Below are 20126 nucleotides of genomic sequence, written 5' to 3'. Positions count from 1 at the left end.
CGCCCAATACGTAGGCTGGGGCGCATGAGCCTTGCACGTTTATTAACTTCCCTCGACGGCGCTGGTTACGGTGCCTACAAGAAATTGCACGGCAGCTATGAGCTGGGCGAATATCAGCTGCGCGTGGATAAAGTGCAGTCTGATCCTTTTGCTCCGCTGTCACTGATGCAGGTCGACGTGCCCAACCCGGTTCCTGCAGAGTTGGCGGGGGTGGCCGCGCGTGATTTCCTGACGCGCCGCATTGCCCAGGCCTTTTCCGGTGACCGCGACTTGCACATTGACCAGCCGGGCCAGCAGGTATTGGACCGGGCCAGCGTCGTGCTTGCCGACGGTTCTAGCACCGCTACCCTGCGCATCGAGGTGCAACTGCCAGCCCGCGGCCGCAAGATCCTGGGGCGCAAGGCACGGGCTTTGCTGTGCGACGTGCTTCCGGCAGCCCTGGACCAGGCGCTCGATTTTCCTGCCGACGAACTGTGCGAAGCGGTGCTGCTAGAGCGCGACCAGAACTACCTGCGCGAACAACTGCCGGGCCGAGGCTTGATCGCGTTTATCGGCGATGACTCGTGTTTGCCGCGCGCTGCTGGCCACCGCGATACCCCGGCGAAGGATGCGGTGGAATTCCGCTCACCGGATTCGCTGCGCACCACGTTCCAGTTACCGTCGGGACGCGAGGTCACCGGCATGGGCATTCCCGCTGGTGTCACGGTGATTGTTGGCGGCGGTTATCACGGAAAGTCTACGTTGCTGAAAGCACTGGAACGTGGCGTGTACAACCACGTTGCTGGTGATGGCCGCGAGTTTGCGATCACCGTCGATTCCGCTGCTTCCCTGCGCGCGGAGGATGGCCGCGCGATCACTGGGGTAGATATTTCGCAGTTCATTTCTAACCTGCCAGCGCAGACGGATACCACGGGCTTTTCGACGGATAACGCCTCCGGTTCTACTTCCCAGGCCGCGGGGCTGATGGAGGCGTTAGAGGCCGGGGCATCGACGTTGCTGATCGACGAGGACACCTCCGCGACGAATTTCATGATCCGCGATGAGCGCATGCGCGAGTTGATTCCGACGGAGAAGGAACCGATCACTCCCTTGGTTGATCGCGTACGCGGATTGGCTGAAGTTGGCGTGTCGACGGTGCTGGTCGCGGGTGGTTCCGCGGCGTTTATTGATGTCGCAGACACCGTGATCCACATGGATTCCTACCATCCGTATGACATCACGGAGCGTGCGGCTGGTTTGGCGCGCGCCGTCGACAAGCAGGAGCCGTTTCCGAAGCCTGCACACCGGCCACTGCCGGCGAAGCGTTTCCGTGCGAAGAAGCCGCCGCAGGCAAAAGGTGCGGGCATTCGCGTCGGCAAGGGTTTTATTGATTTGTCGGCGATATCGCAGCTGGTGGACGGTTCGCAGACCCGCGCGATTGCGGCGATTTTGGATAGTTTGAGCACGCAGCACGGTGAGTCTGCTGCGCTTGTCGACGAGGTGTTGGAGCAGGTCAAACGTCGCGGAATCGATGCGGTTTCTCGTTTTTCGGGTGGCGGCGCGTCTGGCAGCAAGGGCAAACACCCAGGGCGTTTAGCGTTGCCACGCAAGTTGGAAATCATGGCCGCGATTAATCGCGCGCGGGGTTAATGGATCGTGGTTACTGATGCGGGTGTGCTTTACCGGGCACGCCCGCTTCCCGGTTTTATAACTCCTTACTACTGCTTACAACTCTTACAACTTTTATAACTTTTACAATCTTTACAATTTTTACGTTCCTTATACTTTGGGTGAACATGAGAACCCCCACTCACCGACCCGCCGATCGTGCAATGCGAAAATTAAATCGATAGACAACACCTGCACACTATACTTTGCAATGTTCGATTGCGGCAAGGCTAAAATCATGCTATATAACTCAATGAACTGGGACGATTATACTCCCACACTGCCCTATTTCGAGGTTCCGTAGGTTGCTGCCCCAAATTTTAAGGGCTCATTTTTATTCGAACACTGTTGTGTTTTTACGTTGCGTGCGTTAAACTAGAAACATTCCAGTTAGCAAGCATATTCGGGGAGGGAATCCGTGAACGCCGAGGCCACCGCTTATTTCACGCACTGCAACCCTCACGATGAAGACGCTCAAACCATGCTGGGTCTGCGTCGACAAGAGTTTCATGCCTGGGATTCCCTCATTGATTTTGAGCATTACGATTACGATCTTTTACTCAAAGAACTCATGGAAACGACCGGCCTGAGCAGCCACAAGGTTGGCGACATCATCGGCGCGTTTTATCGCATGACTGATCTGCCTAAATTGCGTGATTTAGCGACGACGATGTGGCATATCGACATAGACCGGTGGATCGCGATTGACCGCGCAATGGTTAAAGCCGGCGATGTCAACGCACACTTGTTCGCTGTCATCGATAACTTGTTGGTCGAATACCTCACGCCCACCAAACCTGCGCAGCAGATGCCGTCCAGACGGAGCATCATCAACCGCATTAATCGCGAAATTGAAGCCCACGATTCCTCTGTTCGTCAGAAGCAGAAAAAGAATCCGACACGGAAAAATTATGAAGTCCACGATATTCCGCTGAGCAGCCGCAATGACAACGATACCCACGAGTTTCACTTCGATACCGACGCCGCTACCGCCGTGAAGATCGATGCCCACGTGCATGAGCATGCGAAAACAGCAGGCATTTCGCTTCGCGACGCCGTCGTGGATTTACTACTAGGTAACGCGCACACATCCGTGACCCTGAATTGCTACCGCGCCAACGATATTGCCGACGCCCCACTGTTCATCTCCACGGATACCGGTGCCGGTGTAACCACACTGTTTGGCACCGCTGCCGACAACCTCGCCGATAAGGCGAGCAAGCACCACGACATGGATGCCGCTGCGAACCACGAAGTCGCAGGCTATGCCACCACACCAACCATGCGCGCAGCCGTAACCGGACGCGATGGACACTGCCGCTACCCAGGCTGCGAGGAACCCGCAACCATATGCCAAATGGACCACGTCATCGAATACAACGACGACGGACCAACAACCCCAGCCAACCTCATTTCACTATGCCAACACCACCACAACATCAAAACCGACAAACGCGCCCGCCCCATCTTCGAACCAGCCACCGGAACCGTTGTGTGGCTATTCGCCGACGGCACCTGGCAATCCACCGAAGCAGAAGGCCCACTAGCTCAGCCAAACCGCCGTTGGGTACAAACGCTGCGCCAAAAGATGGCCTGTGCGCGCAAAGCTCACCGGGAGGAAGCACAAAAGGAAAAACATCGGCAAGAAAAGCAGAGCGCTGAACAAGCACAGCAGCAAACACAACACAGTACTGTGCATGGCGATGAAACTGAGAGCCCCAGTGATATTGGCAGTAAGGTCAGCAATGACGTTAGCAATGACGGTGGCATAAACACTCCGGTCGACGACCCATGGGAGCAGTCTCAACAATCCAAAAAGCAGAAGGCACCAGGTGAAGAGGAGCACGAGCAACTCACAAACACGCAAGAACAACAGCTCTGGCACAACGATCTCACCTGGTTGCAGCGTGCCTTGAACATGTGGAGTTTTAATGCAGACAACATGAAGCAATTCCAACCCCAATTGCGCGCAATCCACGCCAGAGTTGCTGGTCTGCGAGAATCCGGACTGAGTTTATCGACTCACGCCACAATGGCTTGCGCAATGGATGAATTCTCGACGATGTTCAGCCCCGGATAACACATTAATTTTGAAATTCCCTGATATTTCTGTGCGCTATGCGATAGATTACACATCATCTCGTCCCCAGTCAGATGATCCCAGACAATATAGTTCCTGCAGGATAACCAAGGTGAAACACATGAACCGTCCCACCCTCGGCATGATTTTCCAGCCGTCACGCACATTAATTACCGCTCTCTGCACCGCTGGCCTAGCCCTAACTGCGTGCGCTTCTGCCGATGATGCATCGAAAAGCAACGCCGTACAAGCTACTTCGCGCTACTTCGCGAAATGCTTCTCCAGCTCGTCCAGCATCATCATCGCACTGTAGAAGTCCAGGCGGAACAGCTCTGGGCTCAACAAGTAGATAGCGTCGTTCGCGATGGCCGGATTGTTGGCCAACAGTGGGTTGTTCTTCAAGGCCTCCACTGGGTCGCCACCGGTGGTGCTCATGGTCAACACGGTTTCACCGGTGATGGCCTTCGGGGCATTTTCCGGGACCACGGTCTTGACGTCTTTACGCGCACCACGCGGACCGGCGGTATCAACGATCTCGTCGTCCGGCACCGCGACCTCAAAACCGATATCTTCCAACAGCTGCCCCTGCGCTGACTCCGCGCTCCAGAAGTTCAAACCGCGATCACCAGGCAGCGGCATGACAAAGTTCGTCGGCTGCGCTGGCAGCTCAATGGCCTTGGTGACCTCTTCCAGGCGATCCTCATACTTTTGCATCGCCTCAGCAGCATCCTTTTCATGCCCTGTGGCCTCTGCAAGCAGGCTCATGATCTCGTCCCACCCCTGGTCAGAATAATCAACCACCACGACGGGCACACCGATAGCGCTGAGCTTGTCATATTCAGCCACCGCCGAATCCTGGCCACTGGCGCTCACAACGATCATATCCGGATCCTGCGCTGCAATTGCCTCCACATCGACCTCAAGGTTGTACAGGCTTTCGACGCCTTGTTCTGTGGCTTCGTCCGCCCATTGCAGGAAAAATCCCTGCTCGTCGGCCAAACCGCCGGCCGCCGCACCGCCAGTTGCCTTGATGGGCGCATCCATTGCCAGCAAGGAACCGGTCAAAGTCACCGAAGTTGACACAATATTCTTCGGCTGCTCGGTAATTTCAATTTCTTCGGTATCACCAGTGACCTCGCCGTTGTTCACAACGAGTGAATCCACAGTCCGCGGCCACGAGGTGGCATCATCTTCACTGCCAGCAGTTTCTCCAGCAGTCTCCGAACTCGTGGCGTGCGCACTGGTGCTTGCGGCATCCGATCCATTGGCGGATTCGTCAGCTTGGCTGCAGCTGACGAGCACTAAGCTGCTTGCGGTGAGAGCGACTCCAATAATCTGTACGCGACGACGAATTTTCATTTTTCTTCCTTCTGTATCTGAATCTGGATCTGCACCTGGATCTGAATCTCAATCCACATGAGCTAAACCACAACTTAATTGGATAGTCTAACCTCACAGATAAGTTTCAGGCAATGGTAAGACGTATTTTATTTTCCTATATCTAGACATCTAGTTATTTACCCATCACCAAGAGGTGCTTGACGACGAACTCCAACACCTCTGGCGCCACCATTCCCGGATGCGTAGCGTCGACACGATGCTCAGTGACCTCGGCGCAATGCGGTTTCCAGGCTTCTGCGTCTAATAACGGTGAACGCTGGTCTGCTTCCGCTGCTGCAACCAGGCAATGCACTGTGCCCGGATAAAACCGAGTGCTATGGCTACGCATCTGTGCAGAATTATGCTGCACCATGGTGACGATCATCTTGACCTCCTCGTCGCTCAGCTGGCCGAATACGCCGTCGGACTCGCGGAGGCAACGCACTACATCGCTGGTGGATTCCACAACGGCATTCACACCAGCCATGTCGCATACCCCGGTCAACAATTCCTGCTCAGTCGGGGCCGGCAGCTGCTTCCATATCTCCGCCGGATAGGAATCGAGTAGCACCACCGCAGAAACCGCAATATCGCTTCCAGCTAACGCCGCCGCACAATCTTGCGCCACAACTCCGCCGACGCTCCAGCCCAACAACTGGACACGCGCAACCCCACGCGCACGCAGCATCTCGCACACTCCAGCCACCTTTTCTGACAAGCTCACTTCCGGCTCTGTAGCTTGCACACACACAATGCCGCGGCCGTCGTGCGGCACCAAGGATGCTAATGGAAAATATGACCACCCCAATCCACCGGCGGGATAGAAACATACAATGAGCTCCTCACCAACGCTGCTGCAGGCACTGCTACCAACGCTGTTGGGCTCACGCAGCCACAAAAATTCACTGAAGCCGTCATTCCGCCGCACCCGCGACAACCCCGCAGGCGTCGGATTAGCAAAGACATCTGCGACCCGCAGATGCAGCCTCTTTGCTAATTGGATCGCAGTGAGAGAATTCCCACCAGCTTCAAAAAAGTGCGTATTCGGGTCAGTGATATCAGAATGTAAGACCTGACTAAAAGCATCCAACACCAAATCTGGAACCATGCATGAATCTGCACCACACTGCTTCTCCCTGTCCACAGGCTGTTCCAGCTTCGGATTGTCATTAGGATCCGGCAATTGTGCGCGGTCAAGTTTGCCATTGATGGTCACGGGAATAGCAGCAATGCGCGTGATCTGGCTCGGCACCATATACGCAGGTAACTGGGCGCGGCACTGCGCAAGAATGTCCGCACGGAGCTTATCGCTTAGCGCACCACTGAGATCACCGTTGAGATCACCATTTAGCTCGTCCAGCACCACATATGCCACCAGCGCGGGCTGGCCGCGGTATTCCCGCAGCAGCGCCACTGCGCCAGCCACTGCGGGATGCTGTTGGATGACTGTTTCCACCTCACCAAGCTCAAGCCGCTGACCACGCAGTTTTACTTGTGCATCTTTCCGGCCCAAATAATGCAGCTGGCCGCCGGCAAGCCATGCCGCATAATCACCGGTATCGTAGGTGCCGTTCTGGAAAGCCTGGCTCACCAGCCCTTTGTACCCGCGGGCAACTTGCATGCCGCCAATAATCAGTCGCCCACCAAACCCGATAGGCAGCTGCCGAGACTGAAAATCGACAATCGCGATCTTGGTATTCCACACTGGCGCACCGATAGGAACAAACAGCTGGTCAGCATCAGTGACGGTGTGTGCAGTGACATCAATCGCAGCTTCTGCCGGGCCATAAAGGTTGTGTACCTGCGCACCAAGCTGCACGCGCGCTGCTTGCGCTAGGCTGGCGGGCAGCGCTTCGCCAGAGACCATAACGTTGCGCAGATATACCGGCACCTGGGGATCATGCGCGCTCAAATAACCCTGCAATGCCGAGGGAACAAAATGGCACAGGCTTGCCCGCGAGTTATGCAACGCCGCTTGCACGGCCTGCGGATCTTTGTGCTCTTCTGGGTCCAACACCCACGCGCACATGCCATAAGTCAATGGGTATAAGTATTCCCAAATGGAAACATCAAACGACGACGGGGTTTTATGTAAAAGGATATCCTCGCTGGTCAAATCATATTTCTCCGCCATCCATGCCAGACGGTTGGTAATTCCCGCATGCGTATTCACCACGGCTTTCGGCGTGCCCGTCGACCCAGAAGTGAAAATAATATAGGCGGCGTCGTCAGGTTCCCGTGGTACCGGCGAAATCGGCGAGTGTGCTGGCTGGGCAGGAGCAATAACTACACCACCGCCGCTGGACTCACCAACAATACTGGGCCCACCTATTTGCACTCGCGCTTGCGCAGTCTCCGCCATCGCTTGTCGACGCTCAACAGGAAGCTGCGGATCGATAGGGACAAAAACCCCACCCACCGTGATCACGGCACCGACAGCCACCAGAAAATCCACGCCTCGTTCTAAGTGAATGGCCACCGACTGCCCCGGTTGCACCCCAGCCGTCAACAATGCGTTGGCCAGGCCAAAAACTCTTCCCGCTAACTCTACGGTGGTGAGGTGTTCCCGCTTCGTGCGTAACAGAATCTTCTGTCCGCGCAGCACCGCATCGCCCTGCACTGTGTCGCACTGCGCACTTCCCAAAACATCCGCGAGATGTGCACCCAATGTGGGTGCGGCAATCGCACGCGTTGGGCCTTGAAAAGCAGCGATTTCTTGGCGTTCTTCCGGCAGCAAAAAATCTGGTTCCTCTGGGTGTTCAATGGCATAAGCAAGGCGCGCGGCATGCTTATCCACCACATTCTGCAGGTTGCTACCCCGAGCCATGACGAAAATATCGCGCTCACCACGTAGGCAAGATTGCACAATGATTTCTATATCCGGGATAGGCCCCACGCTGATGGTACGCAGTGAGCCGACCACACCGCCGCAACGAAACTGGGTGCTAAAAGGGCGAATATTAATATGCGGGCAGGTTCCGGAATACGCAGTCTCGCGGAATTCATCCGTACGAGCATCGAAGCTGCGGGTGGTAATGCTCACTTGCGGGCGCATATCCACCGCCACTTGCCCCATGGGACGATTCATCTGAGGAAATCCCACCAAGATTTCCGGAGAATTACCCAGGCTGGCACAATATTGCGCCACAATGTTATGCACTGGCCCTGGTGCACTAATACGCGCATGTCCGGTAACAACGACCTCGTCGACCCCACGTGTTACCCCCAGCAGTAGAGCAGATTGCTGTTCAGAATCAGCAGGTTGAAATTCTGCTGGCGGCTGGTCATGAGCGCCCACACTTATAGGCGCAAACAGAATAACTGGGTCTGGGTCCCCAGCTACGCGTGCGCTGTAGGTGGCACAGATAAACTCGAGCATGCGGTGGATGGAATAGCCATCACCGACCAGGTGGTGAAACCGCGCCAACCACGCAGTTGTGCCGTCGGCAAGCCGCAGCAGATAATGCTCAGTCAGTGGGTTTTTCCCGGACACCGTGACGGTGCGCGATGACCAAGTGAACAATTCCGGCCCATAATTCAGCTCACTGTCTGTGATATGCACCGGGATATGCTGGTGGAGCCCATCGGGTGCTTGGGCATAACGTGCCTGCTCAGCGCTGTGGTAATCGGCGCAGACCACCGGGAGTTTCTGCAAACATTCCTGGATGCATGCGCGCAACAAGTAGCGATCCAGCTCGCCAGAAAAGTGCAGCAACTCGGCGCATTGGAACTGCGCACTATCCGGGTGTGCACTCTGCGCCAACCAAATATCGCGTTGGGTGGCGGAAAGATAAAAATTCTGCACCACAATCCTTAGTTTTCTGCAAAAGCTGCTAACCACTGGTGCAGATACGGCTGTTCAAAAAGTACGTGGAATTGCACGTTGTAGCCCGCCAGCCGCCAGTTTTCCGCCAGGGTAACTAAACGAATGGAATCCATCCCCTGGTCGGTTAGCGGGACGTCGTCGGAAAGCGCATCGGGGTCGCAATCTAAAATCGCGGCGATATCGGCGCGCAATTGGGAAAGCGTCATCGTGGGTTGCTCAGTCGATTGGCCGGTCGGTTGGCCAGTCGGTTCAGAAAAAGGTTTAGACATGGTTTGGCTTACTTCCTTAAGGTTAGAAAAATAGTTTTTAGACGAATTGGTGCTGGAGTTGGCGCCGCAGATCTTTCCGGCTGATCTTGCCGACGCCAGTAAATGGGAATTCCACTGCAATGCGGAAGACATCCGGGATTTTGTATTCCGCCACGCCGCGTTTCCGCAGATGCTCCCGAATTTCGGGTTCTGTCAGCTGTTCGGTCAGAATGAACGCACCGCAACGCTCACCCAAGTAGTCATCCGGCACAGAGACCACGGCTGCGTCGTTGATCCCTGGGTGCGCCAGTAGGTGATTTTCAATTTCTTCCGCGGATATTTTCTCCCCGCCGCGGTTGATTTGATCTTTCTCCCGCCCTTCAATCACCAAATGCCCGGTGGGCAGCTGACGGACTATATCACCAGTGCAATAAAACCCGTCTTCGGTAAAAGACCCCGGATCCGCATGATTAAAATACCGCCGAATGGTATACGGACCGCGGGTCAACAGCCGCCCGCTTTCCCCCAGCGGTACTTCTTTGCCGTTGTCATCCACGATAATGATTTCATCGGCAGGCGACATCGGACGCCCCTGGGTATTGATCACTAGGTCGTGGCTATCGTGCAGACGGGTGTAATTGACCAGTCCTTCTGCCATGCCAAATACTTGCTGCAATTGACATCCAATGGCTTGGCTTACCCGCTGGGCTGCCTCCGGAGTCAATTTCGCCCCACCAACCTGCAATAACTGCAGACTATCCAGGTCGCACTGCAGCATCGGCTGCAACCGCGCCCACATCAGAGCCAACGGTGGGACCAACGCAGTCATGGTTACCTGGTGCTGGGCTATCATGGCCATCATTGCCGACGGCGCTGGTTCATCACACATGACGACGGTTCCGCCTGCATACAGCACCCCTAAGATTCCTGGCGATGACATAGTGAAATTATGTGAAGCCGGCAAAACCACCAAGAAGCGGGTCTGGGGTGATAATTGGCAGATCTTCGCGGATTCACGCACCGAATACAGATAATCCGCATGGGTGCGTGGGATCAACTTCGGGGTTCCGGTGGTCCCTCCTGATACCTGCAGGAATGCTAGATCGAGCGCGCTCGGCGCAGCGGGGTGGAATGCCGACGCATTCGAGACCTGTGCAGTCGAAGCCTGTGCATGACCTGGTGCAGGCTCGGTGATCATGAGCAGATCCGGGAAGGTCTCCTGCAACACCGCAGCATCTGCCCCGGCGCGAGCGGAACCGATATACGCAGTAGCAGAAGTCGTGCGAATGAAGTGAGTGATCTCTGCCAAACCGTGCGAGTTCAGGCTAAAAACCGGCACTGCTCCCACACGGAATACCGCTGCCACATACACGACGTAATCAACGATATTGGGAAGCTGGATCACGACGTAATCAGTACCGCGAATTCCACGCTCGGTTAATGCTGCCGCGGTGGCGTCGATAGCAGTAGCGAGTTCTTGGTAGCTTAACGACGTCCAATTGCCGTGCATATCGGGCCCGCAGATTGCCTCGCGCTGCGGGTAGCGCCGCGCAGCATCGTGGAAAAAGTGCGCGAAAGTATCGTCTGTCCATAATCCTGCCTGTCGATAAGCATCGACGACGTCGGCAGGATACAGCGGATCATGCTCCATGGGTTCTCTCTCCTGAAATCCCCAGTGCTGCGCGCACTGGACCTAATTTGAATGTGGTTTCTTCCAGCTCAGTGTCCGGGTCAGAATCAGCGACGATTCCGCCGCCGGCATAGGCGGTCGCGGTGTCGCCGTCGAGCAGTGCGCTGCGGATAGCCACCCGCCATTCGCCGTCACCGTTTTCATTCGCCCAGCCGACGGTTCCGGCGTATAAACCACGGTCAGGTTCGTCTGCAGCCAAAATGGATTGGGCTACCGACGCTGGTGCCCCGTTAACGGCGGCCGTTGGGTGTAGCATGCGCGCGAGATCCACCACGCTAAGGTACGGGTCACGGAGTTCGCCGAGAATACGAGTTCCCAGATGCCAGGTATGAGACGTCTGCATCAGCGACGGCTCATCGGGCACGGTCAACGACGTGCACAGGGGCGCTAGTACTTCGCGGATCCCTTCTGTGACAAACGCGTGTTCGTGCTGGTCCTTGCTGGATTGCGCCAACTGCTGGGCTACGTGTTGATCCGCGGCTGGGTCTGCTTGCCGACGCACGCTGCCTGCCAGTGGGAACGAAGAAATAACAGAGCCGGTTTTTCGGATCAGCACCTCTGGGCTGTTGCCCAGGAAGTACCGGCCAGCGCCCAGATCCACGAAGTGGCTATAACAGTCCGTGGAATTGCGAGTTAACTCGCCAAAGACCTGCCAGGGATCAATGGTGTCTGCGAACTGGTAGACCTCCCGGCGCGAAAGCACGATCTTGTCCAGCTCACCGGCGCGTATGCGCTGGCGCATCTGCGCTACCCGGGCGGTGTGTTCTGTCAGGCTGGGCAGGTAGCTGGTCTTCTGCAACTGACGCACCGCGCGCATCTGCTTAGTGCTCTGCGCTTGCACTCCCAAAAATGGTGTGTCGGAATGTTCCATACGGGAAGGGATAAACAGCGCAGCTGACTCCCCCGGGTGATACGGCATCGCCCCCACCAAGGCATGCTCGCCACGGTGGGCGAATTCCAGCGCGGCATCAACCGAAGAAAAACGACGCGCGATACCGGTGGCCGTCACCGAAGCAGTGGCGTGGTTAAACACGAACTGCGGCAACGACGACGCAGATTGTGGGGTAGTTGCGTTATTCATAGCTGTTGCACCACGAGTCGTTGCGCCACATCCGCAGTGCGGACAACAACGCCGCAGTTCGCTGCTACCCACTCCAGCATTCCGGCGTGCTTGGCCGCAGAAAAGTCCGCGATAGCATCAGCCACCACGAACGGCTGAATATCGCGCATGAAGGCATCGGCGGCAGACACCTGGCAGCCAATATGCCCATAGACGCCGGTAATCAGCAACTGGTCACGGCCTGCATAACGGAGTGCTTCAGCGAGATCTGTGCGCGCAAAAGCGGAGTACCGCCACTTCGTCAACACATGGTGCTGTGGTTGTGGGGCGATGGCGTCAATGATGGCAGCTTGGCTTTCCGTTTGCAGTCCGTCGCCCCAGCGGTCAGTCAACAATCCGCGGCGAATCGCAGCCTGTGCCGGTGGTTGCTGGGAATAAAACACCGGAACACCAGCAGCGTCCGCCTGGCGGATCAGCTGCTGCAAATTACGCACCACCGTGCTGATGGGTTCGACGTCCTGCTGGTAGGCAGCAAGAAAATACTGCTGCATATCGTGTACCAACAACGCCGAGCGGTCGCGTTCTACCTGCCAATTCAGTACCGCCGGGGTGCCTGTGGGCTCTGTTGGCTTTGTTGGCTCTGTGGGCAATGCGTCGGCAAGCGAATAGGGAGAAATCGAGGGAATAGACACAACTATCTTTCTTCTTGCTCTTTCGAGACTGGTTTATCTGTTCGAGACTGGGTTATCTTTCAGGACTGAGTGATCTTTCGGAACCACAATGGGTCGGCCGGTTTCTGGGTCCTCGAGCAAAATGCAATCCAACTCGTAGACGGCAGAGATCAGCTCCGGGGTCACCACCTCGCCCACCGGCCCGTGGGCTTGGATGGCGCCGTTTTTCATCACCACCAAGTTGGTGGCATAGCGAAACGCCATGGATAATTCATGCAGCACCATCACCACGGTTTTGCCAGCTTGCTGCAATTTTCGGCTGAGGTTAAGCACTTCAACCTGGTGGGTGATGTCGAGATACGTCGTGGGCTCATCCAACAGCACCAGCGGAGTATCCTGTGCCAGCACCATCGCCAGCCACACGCGTTGGCGCTGGCCCCCAGACAATTCATCGACGCGCCGGGCAGCATGCTCACTGATCCCGGCTTGTTCCATAGCAGTGGCGACGGCATCTTCGTCCGCGGCGGACCAGGAGCCGAAGACGTTTTGGTAGGGGTAACGCCCGCGGGCAACGAGTTCGTCGACACGAATGCCATCCGGGGTTACCGGCGATTGCGGAAGCATGCTCATGGTGCGCGCAATTTCTTTCGCCCCCATCTCCGCTAAAGTTTTCCCACCCAGAGTAATCACTCCGGAACTGGGAAGAACTCGGGAAAGTGCACGCAGCAGCGTCGATTTACCGCAAGCATTCGGGCCGACGATCACCGTGATCTCTCCGCGCGGGATGGCGATGTCAACGCCGTCGATAATCGGGATGCCGCCGTAGCCGACCCGCAGGTTTTCTCCCGCCAGAATCACATCACTTGTCATTCGTGTGCCACTTTCTCAGTAATAACCAAATCAAATACACTCCGCCGAGGCTGCCCGTCACCACGCCAACAGGAAGCTGCACCGGAGCGAGCAAACGTTGCGCGATGATGTCGCTGAGCAACACCAACACCGCACCCATCAACCCGGAATTCACCATGGCAACACCGGGATCAAAGCGGCGGGCCAGCTGCGGAGCAGCCAGCGCAACAAAGGCGATAGGACCGGCGATAGCGACAGATAATGCCGTTAGCACGACCCCCACCGCGATCATCTCCCGGCGTCGCCGGTGCACCCGCACGCCTAAACCAGCAGCCAAGTCATCGCCACTGAGCATGATCTGCAGCGGACGCGCCAGCAACAATGCGAGCGGGACTACCACCACCAAGATCGCCACCAGCACACCGATTTCTGGCCAGGTGGTGGCATTCAATGAACCAGCTAGCCACTGTGCCGCGGTTTGTGCCGGGCCGAGTTCCGCGCGGACGATCAAAATTGAGTTGAGTGCTTGCAAAATCGCAGCCGCACCAATACCCACCAGCACCAATTGGGTGCCGCTGACCTTCCGGTTTTTGATGCTCAACAGGTAAACCAGCGTCGCACTGGCCACGCCCCCCAGCATTGCTCCTACCCCGATCGCCGCCGGGCCAGCCTGCAGGATGATGATCGCGAACAACGCTCCGGATGCCGAGCCCGTGCTAAAGCCAATGATGTCCGGGCTGCCCAACGGGTTATTGGACAGGCGCTGGAAAATATTTCCGGCCAACCCTAGTGCTGCCCCCACCATGAGCGCACCAAACACGCGGGGTAAACGCTGGTCTTGCACAAAGTACCTAATCAAAGGATCATCGCCAAGACCGAACAGACCAGCGACCGTTTGGCCCAACGTCATTGGGTAATCGCCCAACAATAAACCCACAATAGCTGCGGCAATAATGACCAGGCTGAGCACGGCAGAAGTGCACAAGCTGGCACGATAAAAACGGATTCCGGCAAGGTGGACATAACGACTCGGTGCGCTGGTATGCATTCTGTGCCGCATTTACACCGCCCCAATCTTCTTCATGCGCACCACTGCAATAAAAATCGGCCCACCCAGCACCGCTGATAACAGCCCAGTTTGTACTTCCTGCGGCATGATCACCAACCGCGCCAACACGTCGGCAGCCAACAAAAACACAGGCCCAATAACCACAGATCCGGCAAGGATCGCACGGTTATCGTGGCCGAATAGCCCGCGCGCAGCGTACGGAACGGCCAAACCGACAAACATCAGCGGGCCAACGGCAGCAGTGGCAGTACCAGCCAAAATGGTGATAGCACTAAACGTCAGCACGCGGGTGCGCCAGACTTTCACGCCCAACGCAGTGCCCATTTCTTCGCCTAAAGACAAAGCATTCAACGACGGTGCCGAAGCAAAAGCAAAAACCAAACCCAGCGCAATAAACACCCAAATATGCTCCAGCACCGGCCACCCGCGTCCTTCCACGGAGCCAGCAGCCCAATAGCGGAACTCATTGAACGCATTCGCGTTAGACAAAATAATGGCCTGCACCAAAGAACTAATTGCCATGGAAATCGCCACACCGGCCAAGGTCAGCCGTGCCGGGCTGGGTACCGAACTGCCTGCACCGCCGAGCAGATAGACCATGATGCTGGCCAGCAAAGCACCGACAATGGCCAAGAAAATATAGTTATTTATCCCCTGCACGCCAGCGAACGCCACCCCGGCAACCACCGCGATAGAAGCGCCGGCATTAATGCCCAGGATTCCCGGGTCGGCCAGCGGGTTGCGCGTTAACGCCTGCATCAACGCACCGGCGACCCCGAGTGCAGCCCCCACCAGCACCACCACGATCGTGCGCGGAAGCCGCTGCTGCAATACCAAGGTATCCGTGGCGGTATCGCCGTTATTGCTTAACGACGCCCATACTTGACCAGGGCTAATGTTGTTAGAGCCAAAAAACAGCGAGGCTGCGATCGCCACGCCCAAAACAGCCACCGCGAGCACAGTGGCTGGAAGAAAACTGATTCTCGTCATTATGTATGCGCACTACCCGCCGTGGAAATACTGCGTTGGGCGCTGATGTTGCTCTTCCCGACGGTCACGGCGCAGTTGTAACAACACCCAGACATTGATCGCGGTGAGTCCCACCAGCAAAATCGCGCCACCGACGAACAAGCCGATGACTGGTGCGCGGGCACCAGAAGCTTGCTGGGCAGCGGCCTGGGAAATAGCGCTGGGTTGCGAGGGATCATCCGCATTTTTATCGAAGACGCCAGCGGTACCGGTACCCGCGTCTTGGGCCAAGAATGCACCGTCGATGCCGATCGCTCCTGTACCAGTTGCACCAGCAGAACCAGCGGCGCCGCCGTCGCCAGTGTTTGTTCCAGCTGGCGCGGCAGCACCAGCCGCACGGCCAGCAGCACCACCGCCACCACCGCTACCCGCAGCAGCACGAGTGCTTCCTGCAGCCGTAGATCCAGCTCCGCTACCTCCGGCGGCAGCACCCCCTGCACCAGCATTGCCTCCGGAGCGTGCTGGTGCCGCAGCACCTGCCCCTTGGTTCCGCGCAGCCGGTTGACCTTGCCCACGAGCCGGAGCTTGTCCCTGGTTGCGTGTTGGCTGGTTACGGTTGGCCTGGGCCGCACCGGCTTGGTTATTGCGTGCCGGTTGGTTTTGGCCAGCACCACCAGCCTGGCTTTGCGGGCGCTGCCCAGCCGCACCAGCACCACCAGCATTACCTCCAGCGCGTGCCACCACGGTGAAATCAGAACCGGCGCGGGCGGTATACCCCAAGTTGTTTTCCCCACCAGTCGCTAGGTAACGCAACCAGTGTCCGCCGGGTGCCATGTTGCACGGAATCTGCAACGAGCCAGAAGCCGTACCACCGCTACCAATGCGCTGGGTCTGCACGACCCCCGCGCCATGGGTGGCTTGATCGGTTCCGTCGCCGTCGTCAATTTTGATGTGTACGGTTTCGCCAGCAGGAAAACCCGCGACGTTCCAGTTGAGCGTGCCGCATTGTTCTACTGTCCGCGGGCTCACGCTTGTCGACGTACCCGGCGTATCCGCGGATGCTCCTCCCGGTGGCAATGCCGCCGCGGGGAAAGCCGTGGCTGCTACTGCCCCGGACAACACCGCGACGAGACTAATTCGGCGTACTGCTTGCAGGATTTTCTGCCCACTCATGATCATCTTTTCTTTAAAATCCGGTCTTGCGACTCTCGTGTTGATTGACTGTGCTGTTGGCTTGCTGCTGAGTTGCGCCAATTCAACGTTTCTTTCGGGCCACGAAGCCCACTACGACCGCCGCGACTACCGAAATCAGCAGGCCAGCCGCAATCAAGCCCCAATCCTCTGCACTCATGGCTGAAGCACTGGCCGTCGCCAAGCGTGGGCTGGCTGCAGTGCGTCCCATGCTGTTTTCCGCCAGCTGGTTGCCCAGGTCCAGGTCCACCCAGCCAAGCAGTCCGGAATCGTCGCTGATGGCTAGCGTGTACGAGCCGTCGGGAAGCCCAGAGGTATCGAAGGCAATCTCGCCAAATTCGTCGACCTGCGCCCAACCAACCGGGGTGGTTTTTGTTTTGTCGTCAATGTAGATGTGCAGGAATACCCAATCACCAGGTTGCTTGGTCGGCAGTTGGATGTAGACCAAGTCCCCGTCAAAGACAGCAGCCAGGCCACCCGAGTTGCTCTCATCCAGGTCTTCGCGCTTGTCGACGGGCTGGTTCGGTTCGTGCTCAGGCTTAGCTGGCCAATTACTGGCAGGGTTGTCCGGTTGCTGGATCGCCGAGGCATCAACCGCGAAGTTTGTTCCCGCTGAATTTTGGGCACCACCGCTATTCGCAGCGCTAGCCTGTCCGGCTGCCGGAGCCTGCGCGATACCTGCGCTGACGTTATCGGCCGTCGAAGCCTGCACTACCCGGTAGTTCTCATCGGCATAAGCGGCATCAGTAGCTAACGCGCCATCGTCATAGTGCGCCGTTTCTGCATAGCCCGCATCTGCCGGGTCGGGTTTCGTGACGAGTTTCGAGTTTTCCACCTGTGTCAGCAGTTTTTTCAGCTCGCCGTCCAGCGTGCCTACGGCAGCGGTAAATTCATCGATCTGCTTAGTCTCAGATTTAGATGTCGCCGCCTGACCGGCAGCACCTGTGCCTCCAGTAGTGCCACCCGCTGCTCCAGCAGTTCCGGCGGTACCGGAAGTACCGGAAGTACCGGCAGTGCCTGGGTTTGCCGTGCCGTTATTCCCAGTACCCGGTGTACCCGAGTTACCCGAGGTACCTGGGCGCGGTGCAGAAACCGTCGGATTCTTCGGTTCCCACCAGTTCCACCCCAGCACCGCGTTTTTATTGTCTTGGTTTCCACTCTGGATCACCAGTTTCAATGTGCCTTCCGGCACACGGACTGGTTTGTCATTGACGGTGTCCAGCGGCAGGGTGATCTCGCCTTTTTCGTCCAGACGTGCCCAATAATTTCCCCAGGGCAAGCGTGGTGAACCATCAGCGATATAGGTGCTGGCGAAAACCCAGTCGCCCTTTTTGCCGCCTTTGACGGCTACGCGCAGGGAATTTTTATTTTCAGTGATGCTCAGGTCATGTTCGCTGCCTTTCGGAATGTCCTCTTCATAGTGGACGGGTTCCGGGGGCACCGACGGGCGGTATTCACCGACGACAAAAGGCACCCGGGTGGTAAAAACCGGATCGTTTTCTTGCAGCGACCCAGACAACACCTGAATGCTGTGTTCACCTTCCTGCAGGATATTTTTCGAGTTCGCAGGCGTCGGCAAGTCCAATTCCAGGTCCAGGGTGCCGTTTTTCGGATCAGCTTGTTCTACGTGCCAGATCGTGGCGTTGGCGTATTTGCCATCGGTTCGGGTTACCTGTCCGGCATTGAATTTGAAAGCCACGCGCGCGCCACCAGATTCGGTATTACAAAAACCTGTACCGGTGATTTTTACTTTGCCGTCCACGGCTAGCTTTGCGGCTTTGATTTCTGGTTTTGGTGTGGTGTTGGTGCATTCAATGATTTCTTTTTTCGGTGGCACATATTCCACCCCGCCGACTACCAACCACGGGCTGGTCAACGAATGCTGCTCTTGCCCTGCAATCAGGCCGCTGGCTGCGTTGACGCGCAGGGCTTGCCCGGCCTGCAGGTTACTGGGCAACGTGATTTTTTCTTCAAAATTGCCGTTGCTATCGGCAGTAAACTGCGCCCAGATGGTGTGATCCGGCTGCCCATTACCCGGGTGGTTAATGATGCCTTGGGTGCGGGTGAGCTGCGCGTTGTTTTCCACGTTCAGTTTTACGGTGATGGTGGAACCGGCACCCCACTTCTGTCCGCGGATCACTGCTTGGCCACCGGGAGCGACGTCTTTTTGTACCTGCAATACGGTGCCGTCTTTTTCTGCCTGCACCACGGTGATGGTGCCAGTATCGGTCTGGTTTTGTGTTTGTGCCTGGGCCTGCGGGACGTGCGGGGTCAGTGGCGTATTGGGACCCAACCCGACCGCGGGCAATCCGGCAAGTAGTACACAGGAGAATCCAGCCAGTACAGCAGGGCGGGCAAAGAAACGATTACGGGAAAGAAAAAGCTGAGAAGAAACCATGGGAGGCGATCCTTAAATGAGGGCCAGTGTGGGCGCGAGCTTTACTGGGTGCTAGACCAAAGCGGCGTTGATGTCGTCCAGAATTTTGTGCATAAGCAGCGGACCACCGGTGGACGTCCAAGCCGAACCATCAACCGGGATGATGCGGTTGGCTTGGAAGGCTTTCAAATCCGTGAACCCAGGGACTTTTTGCGCTTCCTGGATGCTCTTGATGGCATCGTCGACGTCGGCGTTTCCGCCGGCTTCTGGGTTATCCACCGAAGAACCGCCCAGGGTTCCGAAGAAAATATAATCCGCATCAATATCACTCAGATTTTCCAGCGATACCGGCTCGGAGTGGCCACGGCCTTCACGATCCTGATTGCTCGGACGCGATAGATCAAGATCGTCCAGCGCTCGCCCGGCAGGCAGGTCTTTCAAAATCAAAGCTGGGGAATTTCCTTGCCACCGGACCACGGAGAACGTGGAGTCGCGATACTCGTGCAATGCTTCTTTGAGTTGCGCAGCCTTCTCGTCGTAAGCATCGAGTACGTGTTGGCCTTGTTCTTCCATGTTCATCGCTTCGGCGGTCAGTTCGAAGTTTTCTCGCCAGTCCCCGCCTGCGTAGCCAGTAAAGACTACTGGTGCGATCTCACGCAAAGCAGCAATGATCGGCGGGTTGTTATTGATGGAGGTGGCATCGACCAAAATCAGATCGGGATTAACAGCACCAATGGCTTCAAAATTTGGTTGGGCAACCGCACCAAGCAACTCGAGATCACCGGCTTGTTCCTGCAGGTAGTTCGCTACCGTGCCTTGGCCACGTCCAGTCACCGTGCCTGCGGGTCGCACGCCCAAAGCAAGCAGGCCGTCCAAAGTAGGTTCAGATAATGCGACGACACGTTCCGGGTGTTCCGGGACGACAACTTCGGTGCCTTCTACATCTACTACCACTCGACTTTCCCCGTCGACTGCCGCAGCCGAAGAATCACCCGATGCAGACGAACAGGCACCAAGCCCCAACGAGGTGAGTACCAGCACAACCAGAGCACTCATAGCATGTGAGCGT

14 protein-coding genes are annotated in these 20126 nt (G+C 56.9%); 2 read left to right on the top strand and 12 right to left on the bottom strand.

What is annotated here, in order from left to right; translation table 11 throughout:
• Positions 1-24 precede the first annotated feature (24 nt).
• On the top strand, positions 25-1629 hold the full coding sequence (locus tag L9H78_RS01220; protein ID WP_249620230.1) for an ABC-ATPase domain-containing protein: 1605 nt from the start codon (positions 25-27) through the stop codon (positions 1627-1629).
• A gap of 436 nt (positions 1630-2065) precedes the next feature.
• Complete coding sequence (locus L9H78_RS01215) at positions 2066-3727, top strand: HNH endonuclease signature motif containing protein (protein ID WP_249620229.1); 1662 nt, start codon at positions 2066-2068, stop codon at positions 3725-3727.
• Positions 3728-3988: 261 nt separating this feature from the next.
• Here the strand turns inward: L9H78_RS01215 and fepB are convergent, their stop codons facing one another.
• The 12 genes from fepB to L9H78_RS01155 all read right to left on the bottom strand — a co-directional run bounded on the left by fepB (position 3989) and on the right by L9H78_RS01155 (position 20113).
• Positions 3989-5086, bottom strand: coding sequence for a Fe2+-enterobactin ABC transporter substrate-binding protein (gene fepB / locus L9H78_RS01210; protein WP_249618181.1), 1098 nt, complete (start codon positions 5084-5086; stop codon positions 3989-3991).
• Positions 5087-5240: 154 nt separating this feature from the next.
• Positions 5241-8915: an amino acid adenylation domain-containing protein gene (locus L9H78_RS01205; RefSeq protein ID WP_249620228.1), complete on the bottom strand. Its 3675-nt coding sequence runs from the start codon at positions 8913-8915 to the stop codon at positions 5241-5243.
• Positions 8916-8920: 5 nt separating this feature from the next.
• A complete protein-coding gene (locus tag L9H78_RS01200; RefSeq protein ID WP_249620227.1) occupies positions 8921-9202 on the bottom strand; it encodes a phosphopantetheine-binding protein in 282 nt (93 codons plus the stop codon).
• 37 nt (positions 9203-9239) lie between these two features.
• Positions 9240-10832: a (2,3-dihydroxybenzoyl)adenylate synthase gene (locus tag L9H78_RS01195; RefSeq protein ID WP_249620226.1), complete on the bottom strand. Its 1593-nt coding sequence runs from the start codon at positions 10830-10832 to the stop codon at positions 9240-9242.
• Positions 10822-11952: an isochorismate synthase gene (locus tag L9H78_RS01190; RefSeq protein WP_249620225.1), complete on the bottom strand. Its 1131-nt coding sequence runs from the start codon at positions 11950-11952 to the stop codon at positions 10822-10824. Before L9H78_RS01190 ends, L9H78_RS01195 begins: the two co-directional genes overlap by 11 nt.
• Positions 11949-12623 carry an isochorismatase family protein gene (locus L9H78_RS01185; protein ID WP_249620224.1) on the bottom strand — a complete coding sequence of 225 codons (675 nt, stop codon included), beginning with the start codon at positions 12621-12623 and terminating at the stop codon, positions 11949-11951. Before L9H78_RS01185 ends, L9H78_RS01190 begins: the two co-directional genes overlap by 4 nt.
• A gap of 33 nt (positions 12624-12656) precedes the next feature.
• Positions 12657-13472, bottom strand: coding sequence for an ABC transporter ATP-binding protein (locus tag L9H78_RS01180; protein ID WP_249620223.1), 816 nt, complete (start codon positions 13470-13472; stop codon positions 12657-12659).
• Positions 13462-14499, bottom strand: coding sequence for a FecCD family ABC transporter permease (locus L9H78_RS01175; protein WP_249618174.1), 1038 nt, complete (start codon positions 14497-14499; stop codon positions 13462-13464). Before L9H78_RS01175 ends, L9H78_RS01180 begins: the two co-directional genes overlap by 11 nt.
• A 12-nt stretch (positions 14500-14511) precedes the next feature.
• Positions 14512-15510: a FecCD family ABC transporter permease gene (locus L9H78_RS01170; RefSeq protein WP_249618173.1), complete on the bottom strand. Its 999-nt coding sequence runs from the start codon at positions 15508-15510 to the stop codon at positions 14512-14514.
• A 12-nt stretch (positions 15511-15522) separates the two neighbouring features.
• On the bottom strand, positions 15523-16662 hold the full coding sequence (locus tag L9H78_RS01165) for a hypothetical protein (RefSeq protein WP_249620222.1): 1140 nt from the start codon (positions 16660-16662) through the stop codon (positions 15523-15525).
• A gap of 82 nt (positions 16663-16744) precedes the next feature.
• Positions 16745-19078 (bottom strand): hypothetical protein, encoded by a 2334-nt coding sequence (locus tag L9H78_RS01160; protein WP_249620221.1) that lies wholly within the window; start codon positions 19076-19078, stop codon positions 16745-16747.
• Positions 19079-19129: 51 nt separating this feature from the next.
• Entirely contained in the window at positions 19130-20113 is a 984-nt protein-coding gene (locus tag L9H78_RS01155; protein WP_021352876.1) for an ABC transporter substrate-binding protein, read from the bottom strand.
• Positions 20114-20126 lie beyond the last annotated feature (13 nt).

The organism is Corynebacterium pseudodiphtheriticum (genome assembly GCF_023509295.1).
Classification (GTDB): Bacteria; Actinomycetota; Actinomycetes; order Mycobacteriales; family Mycobacteriaceae; genus Corynebacterium; species Corynebacterium pseudodiphtheriticum.
Note: the sequence above shows the minus strand (reverse complement) of the source record. Positions and strands in the feature narration are given on the sequence as shown.

Coding starts and splice junctions, on each gene's coding strand:
- L9H78_RS01180 (WP_249620223.1), bottom strand. CDS start 13,472: ATGACAAGTGATGTGATTCTGGCGGGAGAAAACCTGCGGGTCGGCTAC.
- L9H78_RS01220 (WP_249620230.1), top strand. CDS start 25: ATGAGCCTTGCACGTTTATTAACTTCCCTCGACGGCGCTGGTTACGGT.
- L9H78_RS01175 (WP_249618174.1), bottom strand. CDS start 14,499: ATGCATACCAGCGCACCGAGTCGTTATGTCCACCTTGCCGGAATCCGT.
- L9H78_RS01200 (WP_249620227.1), bottom strand. CDS start 9,202: ATGTCTAAACCTTTTTCTGAACCGACTGGCCAACCGACCGGCCAATCG.
- L9H78_RS01195 (WP_249620226.1), bottom strand. CDS start 10,832: ATGGAGCATGATCCGCTGTATCCTGCCGACGTCGTCGATGCTTATCGA.
- L9H78_RS01155 (WP_021352876.1), bottom strand. CDS start 20,113: ATGAGTGCTCTGGTTGTGCTGGTACTCACCTCGTTGGGGCTTGGTGCC.
- L9H78_RS01190 (WP_249620225.1), bottom strand. CDS start 11,952: ATGAATAACGCAACTACCCCACAATCTGCGTCGTCGTTGCCGCAGTTC.
- L9H78_RS01160 (WP_249620221.1), bottom strand. CDS start 19,078: ATGGTTTCTTCTCAGCTTTTTCTTTCCCGTAATCGTTTCTTTGCCCGC.
- fepB (WP_249618181.1), bottom strand. CDS start 5,086: ATGAAAATTCGTCGTCGCGTACAGATTATTGGAGTCGCTCTCACCGCA.
- L9H78_RS01170 (WP_249618173.1), bottom strand. CDS start 15,510: ATGACGAGAATCAGTTTTCTTCCAGCCACTGTGCTCGCGGTGGCTGTT.
- L9H78_RS01165 (WP_249620222.1), bottom strand. CDS start 16,662: ATGAGTGGGCAGAAAATCCTGCAAGCAGTACGCCGAATTAGTCTCGTC.